Source organism: Variovorax sp. CF079 (genome assembly GCF_900101545.1).
GTDB lineage: Bacteria > Pseudomonadota > Gammaproteobacteria > Burkholderiales > Burkholderiaceae_C > Variovorax.
The window spans coordinates 222,459-232,352 of record NZ_FMZU01000012.1; the positions used below are offsets into that span (position 1 = coordinate 222,459).

At 67.2% G+C, this 9,894-nt stretch carries 10 protein-coding genes and 1 pseudogene; 6 read left to right on the forward strand and 5 right to left on the reverse strand.

Annotation, left to right across the window (positions count from 1 at the left end):
* Positions 1–6: 6 nt before the first annotated feature.
* Positions 7–1,056: a glycosyltransferase family 2 protein gene (locus tag BLS74_RS17915; RefSeq protein ID WP_093108482.1), complete on the forward strand. Its 1,050-nt coding sequence runs from the start codon at positions 7–9 to the stop codon at positions 1,054–1,056.
* 11 nt (positions 1,057–1,067) lie between these two features.
* On the opposite strand, the gene BLS74_RS17920 is transcribed toward BLS74_RS17915, so the two are convergent.
* Positions 1,068–1,823 (reverse strand): glycosyltransferase, encoded by a 756-nt coding sequence (locus BLS74_RS17920; RefSeq protein ID WP_093108483.1) that lies wholly within the window; start codon positions 1,821–1,823, stop codon positions 1,068–1,070.
* A gap of 44 nt (positions 1,824–1,867) precedes the next feature.
* Here BLS74_RS17920 and BLS74_RS17925 point away from each other — a divergent pair, with 44 nt between their 5' ends.
* A complete protein-coding gene (locus BLS74_RS17925) occupies positions 1,868–2,962 on the forward strand; it encodes an MraY family glycosyltransferase (protein ID WP_093108484.1) in 1,095 nt (364 codons plus the stop codon).
* 43 nt (positions 2,963–3,005) lie between these two features.
* Entirely contained in the window at positions 3,006–3,899 is an 894-nt protein-coding gene (gene argB / locus BLS74_RS17930) for an acetylglutamate kinase (RefSeq protein WP_093108485.1), read from the forward strand.
* 87 nt (positions 3,900–3,986) lie between these two features.
* Here the strand turns inward: argB and galE are convergent, their stop codons facing one another.
* Positions 3,987–5,003, reverse strand: coding sequence for a UDP-glucose 4-epimerase GalE (gene galE, locus BLS74_RS17935; protein ID WP_093108486.1), 1,017 nt, complete (start codon positions 5,001–5,003; stop codon positions 3,987–3,989).
* 124 nt (positions 5,004–5,127) lie between these two features.
* Here galE and slmA point away from each other — a divergent pair, with 124 nt between their 5' ends.
* Together slmA and BLS74_RS17945 are read left to right on the forward strand one after the other, a co-directional pair.
* The gene (gene slmA / locus BLS74_RS17940; protein WP_093108487.1) at positions 5,128–5,775 is read left to right on the forward strand and encodes a nucleoid occlusion factor SlmA; all 648 of its coding nucleotides are present in this window, start codon (positions 5,128–5,130) and stop codon (positions 5,773–5,775) included.
* Between the two features lie 188 nt (positions 5,776–5,963).
* Positions 5,964–7,484, forward strand: a complete 1,521-nt coding sequence (locus tag BLS74_RS17945) for a catalase (protein ID WP_093108488.1) — start codon at positions 5,964–5,966, stop codon at positions 7,482–7,484.
* Positions 7,485–7,499: 15 nt separating this feature from the next.
* Here the strand turns inward: BLS74_RS17945 and BLS74_RS35110 are convergent, their stop codons facing one another.
* Positions 7,500–8,006: a BON domain-containing protein gene (locus BLS74_RS35110; RefSeq protein WP_244503915.1), complete on the reverse strand. Its 507-nt coding sequence runs from the start codon at positions 8,004–8,006 to the stop codon at positions 7,500–7,502.
* Between the two features lie 32 nt (positions 8,007–8,038).
* On the reverse strand, positions 8,039–8,839 hold the full coding sequence (locus BLS74_RS35115; protein WP_244503916.1) for a hypothetical protein: 801 nt from the start codon (positions 8,837–8,839) through the stop codon (positions 8,039–8,041).
* Positions 8,840–9,051: 212 nt separating this feature from the next.
* Here BLS74_RS35115 and BLS74_RS17955 point away from each other — a divergent pair, with 212 nt between their 5' ends.
* Positions 9,052–9,687, forward strand: a complete 636-nt coding sequence (locus tag BLS74_RS17955) for a LysE family translocator (RefSeq protein ID WP_093108490.1) — start codon at positions 9,052–9,054, stop codon at positions 9,685–9,687.
* Here the strand turns inward: BLS74_RS17955 and BLS74_RS17960 are convergent.
* Positions 9,688–9,894, reverse strand: a pseudogene (locus tag BLS74_RS17960) (L-idonate 5-dehydrogenase); the annotation flags it as partial.

Below are 9,894 nucleotides of genomic sequence, written 5' to 3' on the forward strand. Positions count from 1 at the left end.
CACCCCATGAATGCTTCGCCTGACACGCCGATCGATCAGCCCACGCGATGGCCAAGCGTCGCGGTCGTCATCCCCTTCTACAACGGCGCCGATTTCATCGAGCGTTCGGTGAAGAGCGTGTTCGAGCAGACCGTGTCGGCCGCCGAGGTGATCGTCGTCAACGACGGCTCGCGCCCCGAAGAGCGCGCCGCGCTGGATGCGCTGGCGCTGCGCTATCCCTTCCGTATCGTCGACAAGGAAAACGGCGGGCAGGGCTCGGCGCGCAATGCCGGCGTCGCGGCTTCCACTTCGGACTATCTCTGCTTCCTGGATCAGGACGATTTCTACCTGCCCAACCACATCGAGACGCTGGTGTCGGCCATCCCGGCCGGCGATCGGCTGTTCGGCTTCGTCTATGCCGACGTCTACGAGGCGCACGCCGACGGCAAGACCATCCGCACCGGCGTGGTCAAGGAGCATTCGACGCATCCGAAGCGCGATATCTTCGAGCTGCTGCGCGAAGACATGTTCGTGCTGCCCTCGGCGGCGCTGGTGAGCCGCGAGGCCTTCGAGGCCGTGGGCGGCTTCGATCCGCAGTTCATGGGCTATGAAGACGACGATCTGTTCCTGCGGATCTTTCGCCAGGGCTACAGCAACCATTTTGTCGATCGGGCCGTGACGGTGTGGTGCATCCACACGGAGAGCACCTCCTTCAGCATCCGCATGGTCAGAAGCCGTTTCAGATATTTCAAGAAGCTGCTGGCCATGTTCCCCGACGAGCCGCGGCGAAACCGCTTCTACCTGCGCGACTATCTGGTGCCGAGGTTCGGCCAGGTGTTCGTGGACGAAGCGATCCAGGCCATCAAGCTGCGGCACGAGCATCAGGAGGAGATGCGCGCCCGTTTCACGGAATACGTGGGGATCGTGCTTTCCAATCCCTATGTGAGCCGCCGGGTCAAGCTCAAGATGCGCGTGATCGCCTTCCTGCTCGAGCACGATTCGCCCGCCCTGGTGAGGCTCATCGCCGCCGTGACGCGGCTGCCCGGGCTGCGAAGCCTGCGGCGCCTGGCTCGCTAGCCGGCATCCGCTCAGGGACGAGGCGGATGCATCCGCCGATAGCGCCAGAAGGGCCGCGACAGCCAGACCTTGAGCAGGCTCGTCACATGCCAGTACAGATGCCGCAGGCTCGTTCGGCTGGCGCGCTGGGCATCGTGCAGCGCCATCAGGTCCTCGGCCACCTGCAGCTTCCAGCCGGCAAGCCGCGTGCGCGCGCAGATGTCGAAGTCTTCGCCGTACATGAAAAAACGCTCGTCGAAGCCGCCGACCTGCCGGTAGGCCTCGCTGCGAAACAGCATGAAGAGGCCGGGAATCCAGTCCGGCACCAGCGGGCGCACATAGTCCGGCCGCTTGCGCCGCAGGATTTCCAGCGGCGTGATGATCGCGCGGTGCTGCTCCGGCTCGCTCTTGCCGGGCTCCAGGATGCGCGGGGTGAGCAGGCCGCTGTCGGGCGCCGCCTGCGCGATCAGCGGCGCCAGCACGTCGCGGTCGAAGCGGATGTCGGGATTGAGCACCAGGAACCAGGGCGTAGTGCAGCGATCGAACGCCTGGTTGTGGTTGGCGCCGAAGCCCAGGGGCACCGCGTTCTCGATGCGTTCGATCTCGAAACCCCAGCTGGCGCCCGCCAGCAGGTCGGGCTCGGGGATGTTCTGCGTGAGCACGACCTTGGCCGTGAGTGCGCGGCTGAAGCGGTCCAGCTGCTCGAGCAGCGGGCGCACCAGTTCGAGCTGACCATGGCTCACGATCGAGACCGTGACGGCGGGCGAGGGGGAGGGGTATGTGGACATGGTCTAATTTCGCTCGGGGATTCTAGGGTTCCCGATTTCCATCCATGCTTACCCTGATCGTCATCAGCTTTCTCGTCTCCGCCATTTCGGTGCTGTTCTTCATGCGCCGGGCGCGCCGCCATGCGCGGCGCTACGGCACCGACATGCCGCAGCGCTTCCACAAGGGCCACGTGCCGCGGCTGGGCGGCGCCGGCATCTTCCTCGGCACAGGCGCCGCCTGGCTGGTGGCCGGCATCGGCTCGGACCCCTTCAACGTCTCGTGGCCGCTCAAGGCCTCCGCCTTCACGCTGCTGTGTATCGCGCCGGCCGTGCTGGGCGGCATCATCGAGGACCTGACCCAGCGGGTCTCGGTGCGCTACCGGCTCGGCCTCACCATCGGCTCGGCGCTGCTCCTGTGCTGGCTGCTCGGCCTCGGCGTCTCGCGCACCGGCATCGGCTTAGTTGACGGCTGGCTGCAGGCTTGGCCCTACGCGGCGATCCTGTTCGCGGCCTTCGCCATCGGCGGCCTGCCGCATGCCTTCAACATCATCGACGGCTACAACGGCCTGGCCGGTACCGTGGCCGTGCTGGTGTGCCTCGCGGTCTCGCACGTGGCGCTGCAGGTCGGCGACCGGCAGCTCGCCGCCATGGTGATCTGCCTGGTGGGCGCGACGGCGGGCTTCCTGGTGTGGAACTACCCGCGCGGCAAGATCTTCGCCGGCGACGGCGGCGCCTACGTCTGGGGCATGGTGATCGCCATCGCCGTGGTGACGCTGGTGCAGCGGCACCGCGTCGTTTCGCCCTGGTTCCCCATGCTGCTCCTGATCTACCCGGTGTGGGAGACGGTGTTCTCCATCTACCGCAAGCTGGCGCGCGGCCAGTCGCCGGGCGACGCCGACGCGCTGCATTTCCACCAGCTGATCTTCCGGCGCATCGTCCGCGTGGCCTTCGCGGACGACGAGGCCCGGCAGCTGCTGGCACGCAACAACCGGACCTCGCCCTACCTGTGGATCTTCGCGGCGCTGACCGTGGTGCCGGCTGTGCTGTTCTGGAACAACACGCCGATCCTGATGGCCTTCTGCGCGCTGTTCATCGCCACGTACGTGGCGGCCTATCTGATGATCGTTCGCTTCAAGGTCCCGCGCTGGCTCCGGCCCTGAGTTCCGTCACAATCCGCCGCATCCGTCTACTCCACCGCCGACCATGACCGATCCCGTCCTCAACATCCCCCCGCGCGACAAGGCCGAGATCCTGGCCCAGGCGCTGCCGTACATCCGCAAGTTCCACGGCAAGACCATCGTCATCAAGTACGGCGGCAACGCCATGACCGACCCGGCGCTGCAGGCCGACTTTGCCGAAGACGTGGTGCTGCTCAAGCTGGTCGGCATGAATCCGGTGGTGGTGCACGGCGGTGGCCCGCAGATCGAGGCGGCGCTCAACCGGCTCGGCAAGAAGGGCCACTTCATCCAGGGCATGCGCGTGACCGACTCCGAGACCATGGAGGTGGTCGAGTGGGTGCTGGCCGGCGAGGTGCAGCAGGACATCGTGGGCCTGATCAACCAGGCCGGCGGCAAGGCGGTGGGCCTCACGGGTCGCGACGGCGGCCTGATCCGCGCGCAGAAGCTCAAGATGGCGGACCGCAACGACCCCAACCTGCATCACGACGTCGGCCAGGTCGGCGACATCGTCACGATCGACCCGAGCGTGGTCATCGCGCTGCAGGACGACGCCTTCATCCCGGTCGTGAGCCCGATCGGCTTCGGCGAGGAGAACGAGAGCTACAACATCAATGCCGACGTCGTGGCAGGCAAGCTCGCCACCGTGCTGAAGGCCGAGAAGCTCATGCTGCTCACCAACACGCCCGGCGTGCTCGACAAGAACGGCAAGCTCCTGACCAACCTGAGCGCGCGCGAGATCGACGACCTGTTCGCCGACGGCACCATCTCCGGCGGCATGCTGCCGAAGATCGAAGGCGCGCTCGATGCCGCCAAGAGCGGCGTCAATGCCGTGCACATCATCGACGGGCGCGTGCCCCACGCGATGCTGCTGGAAATCCTCACGGATCAGGCCTACGGAACCATGATTCGGGCCAGGTAGCGACCCTAAGTACCTGCCATCAAAGGGTTTTCAACATGATTCCGAAAAACCGGAATTTTTGGTGAAAACAGCTCTGCGCGCGCTGCTTCAGGCGTATCCCTTCGGATTCCCCTGCTGCCAGCGCCAGCTGTCCGCGCACATCTGCTCCAGCCCGCGCTGCGCGCGCCAGCCCAGCGTGGCCTGCGCGAGCGAGGGGTCGCCCCAGTAGGCCGGCACGTCGCCCGGCCGGCGCGGGCCGATCTCGTAGGCGATGGTCTTGCCGCTGGCGCGTTCGAAGGCCTTCACCACCTCCAGCACCGAGGCGCCCTGGCCGGTGCCGAGGTTGAGCGTGACCAGGCCGGGCTTCTTCTCGGCATGGCGCAGCGCCGCCACGTGGCCTTCGGCCAGGTCCATCACGTGCACGTAGTCGCGCACGCCGGTGCCGTCGGGCGTCGGATAGTCGCCGCCGTGCACCGCGAGCTTGTCGCGCAGCCCCACGGCCACCTGGCAGACGAAGGGCATCAGGTTGTTGGGCTTGCCCTGCGGGTGTTCGCCGATCAGGCCGCTCTCGTGCGCGCCGACCGGATTGAAATAGCGCAGCAGCGCGATGCGCCAGGCCGGGTGCGCATGCTGCAGGTCGGCCAGGGCCTGCTCGACCATCCGCTTCGAGTGGCCGTAGGGATTGGCCGGCCTGAGCGCCGCGCTTTCGGGAATCGGCGAGCTGTCGGGGTCGCCATAGACGGTGGCCGAGGACGAGAAGATCAGCGTGCGCACGCCCGCCGCCTGCATCGCTGCCGCCAGCACGAAGCTGCCGTGCACGTTGTTGTCGTAATAGGTGATCGGGTCGGCGACCGAGTCGCCCACCGCCTTCAGGCCTGCGAAATGGATCACGCCGCCGATCGGCTGTTCGCGAAACAGCTTGTCGAGCAGCGCGCGGTCGCGCACGTCGCCTTCGATGAAGCGCGGCGCGGTGCCGATGATGCGCGCGAGCCGGTCGACGACGCGCGCGTCGCTGTTGCCGAGGTTGTCCAGAATCAGCGGCGTGTAGCCGGCCGCCGCCAGTGCCACGCAGGTGTGGCTGCCGATGAAGCCGGCCCCGCCGGTCACGAGAATCGTCGAACCCATCGTTTTTCTTTCGCTGATTGTGTGAAAAAAGCCCAGCCATTCTGCGCGACGTACAGTGCATGCCCAGTAGGCACGCGCTCACTGCGCTGTGCGAGAATCAATTTTTTACATTTTGCACGCGCCCATGCAGAACGATGAGACAAGCGCCTCGCGCGCTGAAGACAGCAGTTCAGGTCCGGTGGCCGTACCGACGCGCAAACGCCCCAAGCCGGGCGAGCGGCGCGTGCAGATCCTCCAGGCCCTGGCCGCCATGCTCGAACAGCCTGGCGCCGAGCGGGTGACGACCGCGGCGCTCGCGGCGCGGCTCGACGTGAGCGAAGCCGCGCTGTACCGCCACTTCGCGAGCAAGGCCCAGATGTTCGAGGGCCTGATCGATTTCATCGAGCAGAGCGTGTTCACGCTGATCAACCAGATCACCGAGCGCGAGGCGCCGGGTCACGAGCAGGCCGCGCGCGTCGTCGCGATGCTGGTGCAGTTCGCGGAGAAGAACCCGGGCATGACCCGCGTGATGGTCGGCGATGCGCTGGTCTACGAGAACGAGCGCCTGCAGAACCGCATGAACCAGTTCTTCGACAAGATCGAGTCCACCCTGCGCCAGTCGCTGCGCGGCGCGGCGGCGGCCGATGGCTCGGCCACGCCGAGTGTCGATGCGCAGGTGCGCGCCTCGACGCTCACCGCCTTCGTGGTCGGCCGCCTGCAGCGCTTCGCGCGCTCGGGCTTCCGCCGTGCGCCTTCCGAGCATCTGGAAGCCGCGGTCGCCTTGATGCTCTAAAAACCGTTCGGGCCGAGCTTGGCCTGTCCTGAGCTTGGCCGAAGGGTCGAAGCCGGGGCGAGCCCTTCGACAAGCTCAGGGCGAACCGGGGGTTCGGCTCTATCGCCGAGATAGGGGGATGTCATCAACGGGCGGGGTGTTCATGGCCAGAATGCAAGGCTCCTGAACACTGCACAAGGACAAGCCCCTTGACCGAATCCCGCAAGCTCACCACCGAGAGTGGTGCCCCCGTCGAGAACAACCAGCAGTCGCAGACCGCCGGCCCCAGCGGCCCGGTGCTGATGCAGGACCACCACCTGATCGAGAAGCTCGCGCGCTTCGACCGCGAGCGCATTCCGGAGCGCGTGGTGCATGCGCGCGGATCGGGCGCCTTCGGCACTTTCGAAGTGACGGCCGACCTCAGCCAATGGACCAAGGCCCGCTTCCTCGGCCAGGTCGGCAAGAAGACCGAGGTGCTGGCCCGCTTCTCCACCGTGGCGCTCGAACTCGGCTCGGCCGACACCGTGCGCGACCCGCGCGGCTTCGCGCTCAAGTTCTACACGGAAGAGGGCAACTACGACCTGGTCGGCAACAACACGCCCGTCTTCTTCATCCGCGATCCGCTCAAGTTCCCCGACTTCATCCACTCGCAGAAGCGCGACCCCTACAGCCACGTGCAGGAGCCCAACAACGCCTGGGACTTCTTCTCGCACTCGCCCGAGGCCACGCACCAGTTCACCTGGCTGTTCGGCGACCGCGGCATCCCGAAGAGCTACCGCCACATGGACGGCTTCGGCTCGCACACCTTCCAGTGGGTCAATGCCAAGGGCGAGGCCTTCTGGGTCAAGTACCACTTCAAGACCCGCCAGGGCATCGACTGCTTCACCGCCGAAGAGGCGCAGCGCGTGGGTGGCGAGAACCCGAACCACCACCACCTCGACCTCCTGCATTCCATCGAGCGCGGCGAGTTCCCGAGCTGGAAGGTGCAGGTCCAGCTCATGCCAGTGGCCGAGGCGCAGAACTACCGCTTCAACCCCTTCGATCTGACCAAGGTCTGGTCGCACAAGGACTATCCGAAGATCGACATCGGCACCCTCACGCTCAACCGCAACCCCGACAATTACTTCGCCGAGATCGAGCAGGCCGCCTTCAACCCCGCCAACTTCGTGCCGGGCATCGGCCCCTCGCCGGACAAGATGCTGCAGGGCCGTCTGTTCAGCTACGGCGATACCCAGCGCTACCGCCTGGGCATCAACCACACGCAGCTGCCGGTGAACTGCCCGCACGCGACCAAGGCCGCCAACTACGGACGCGACGGCGCGATGCGCTACGACAACGGCGGCCGCAGTCCCAACTATGAGCCCAACAGCTTCAGCGATGCGCCCAAGCAAAGCAACGAGCCGGTGTATGCGCCGCTCGAGATCCGCGGCTGGACCGGCAGCCATGCCTGGACGAAGCACCCAGCGGACACCGACTTCGTGCAGGCCGGCGACCTCTACCGCCTGATGGACGAGGCGGCCAAGAGCCGCCTGGTCGCCAGCATCGCCGGCAGCTTGGGCGCCGTGACGCGCCAGGACATCATCGACCGCGCGGTCAACCACTTCCGCCAGGCCGATGCCGACTACGGCGAGCGCGTGAACAACGCGGTGCGTGCCGTGCAGGCCCGCATCAAGGGCGAAGAAGTGACGATCCAGGTCGGCAAACCGGCGCACGCCGAGAGCCGGAGCTGATCGAGGAGCGCGGCCTCAGTTCGCCGCGGGCACCTCGAGCCGGTTGTCGACCGAGCTGACGCCCTTCACGGCGCGGGCGATGGTCTCCGCCCGCGCCTTGGCTTCGGTGCTCGGCGCTGGGCCGGCGAGCTGCACCGTGCCGGCGTTGGTGCGCACGTCGATGCGCCGGGCGCTCAGCTCGGGATCGCGCGCCAGCGCGGCCGTGACCGAGGCCGTGATCGCGGCGTCGTCCGTCTTGGCGGTCAACGCGTCGCCGGCGTTCTTCAGCGCATCCTTGGCCGCCGCGACGTCCCGCTTCACCTCGGGCGACTCGAAATAGGCCTTGGTGTTGTCGCGCGCCTTCTCCGCCAGCTCGGCGGCCTTGCGCGCGGCGGCCACGGTCGCGTCCTGCGTCTGCTCCACCGCGGAGTCGACTTTTCTTTCGGCGCTCTGCTGGCTCGCCTGGTCGCTGCACGCCGCCAGCGACAGGATGGCGCTCGCTGCGCACAGCGCCAGGGCCGGTTTGAGTTTCTGCAAGGTCACCGTCGTTCCTTCCGCCCCCTTGCCCGCGGGGCTCAATTGCCCAGAAACAGATTGCGGCGCGCTTCGTCCTGGCGGCGCTGGCTCAGCGGCTTCTTGCACTGCGGGTGGTGGGCACTGCCGGGCTGGGCGCAGCGGTTGTTGACGCAGACGGCATGCGCAATGAAGTTGCGTCCATCGCACGATGCCAGCGGGCCCGGCGCGGAGCGCCGGAAGCTCGCCGCCCGCTGTTCGGGCGGCAGCGCCGAAGTCTTGCGCACGGTCTGGGCGTGGGCGCGCGGCTCGCGCTTCAGCGCGGGGCTTGTCGCGGGAGGTGCCGGCCGCTCGTCGACGAACACCGCTGCCTTCGGGTTCTCGCCCGAGGAGGTGGCGTGGAGGCTCGAAGCCATCGCCGGTAGCGCGACCGGTAGCACGCTGGGCGCAGCCACCGGCGTCACGGCCGCGGGCGAGGTGGCCGTCGAAACCGGTGGCGGCTCCACCGTCGTGCCGCCGCCGTACCAGAGGCCGAGCAAGGCGAGCATCGTGGCCAGCGCCGCGGTAAAGCCCAGCACCGAGATCGCGAGCGTCAGCACGGTAGGCGTGCGCTCGTCGTCGATGCCCGGCGCGTGCGAAGCGTTGTCCGCGACGGCACCCGTCGCGTAGAAGGCCGGCAGCTTGCCCGCGCAGCCTTTGCAGAAGAGGGCCGAATCCCGATTGATGGTCCGGCAGGTCTCGCACACCACGGTGGTCGACGGGTCGCTGTGCAGCAGCACCCTCGACAGGTCGATCAAGCCCCCGAATGCTTCTGCAGACACGGGGCCGGGCGGGGGGACGAAGTTGGCGGTGAGGGCAGTCATGATGAGATCGAGTCAGTGCATGGATGAGATACCTGTTCCCGAAAAAGCCGGGCTCCTTCTCTTCGCCAGGGAGCTCGACCACAGAACGAATTAACGAAGCCTTGTTGCAACACCAACTTCGGAAAAGCGCCGCAGCAGATGTAGGACGGAAGCCTGCAACGAAGAGTTGCAAAAGAAGCCCTTGATCGCGCGCCTCGGCTAAGCTGCGCCGCATGAATACCGCAACCCTGCTCGTCTTCGCTTTCGTCGCGCTGGTGGCCATCGCCACGCCCGGCCCCACCGTGCTGCTCGCACTCGCCAACGGCTCGCGTTTCGGCGTGCGACGCTCGCTGCCCGGCATGCTGGGCGCAGTCGCTTCCGACTTCGTGCTCGTGGGCGCGGTGGCGCTCGGTCTCGGCGCCTTGCTGGCGGCGTCGGAGTTCTGGTTCTCGGTGCTCAAGTGGGTGGGCGCGGCCTACCTGGCGTGGCTCGGCATCCGGCTGCTGCGCTCGCAGGGCGGGCTGGACCTCTCGCGGCAGGAAGGCGAGGTGCCGAGCGGCGCGACGCCGCGCGCCATCTTCGCCAAGTCCTTTCTGGTGGCCGTGACCAACCCCAAGGGCTATCTTTTCTGCTCGGCGCTGATGCCGCAATTCATCGATCCCGCTGCAGCCCAGTGGCCGCAGTACGCCGCCATCAGCATCGTGTTCGCGGGTCTCGACTTCTCGGTGATGCTGGCCTATGCCGTGATCGGCGCGCGCGCCGTCAAGCTGCTGCGGCAGCGTGCGGTGCTGTGGCTGGACCGCTGCTGCGGCGGCGCGCTGCTGGCGTTGGCGGGCTCGCTGGCCTTCTATCGGCGCAGCGCGACCTGATCAATCGAAGTTCAGCAGCACCTTCATGGCCTGCGAGCGATCGGCCGCCAGCGCGAAGGCGCGCGCCGAGTCGCGGTAGGACAAGGTCGCCGAGATCAGCGGCTTCACGTCGACCAGCCCCTTGTTGAGCAGTTCCACCGCCACCGCGAACTCCTCGTGGAAGCGGAAGGCCCCGCGCAGGTCGAACTCCTTGGCCACGATGGTGTT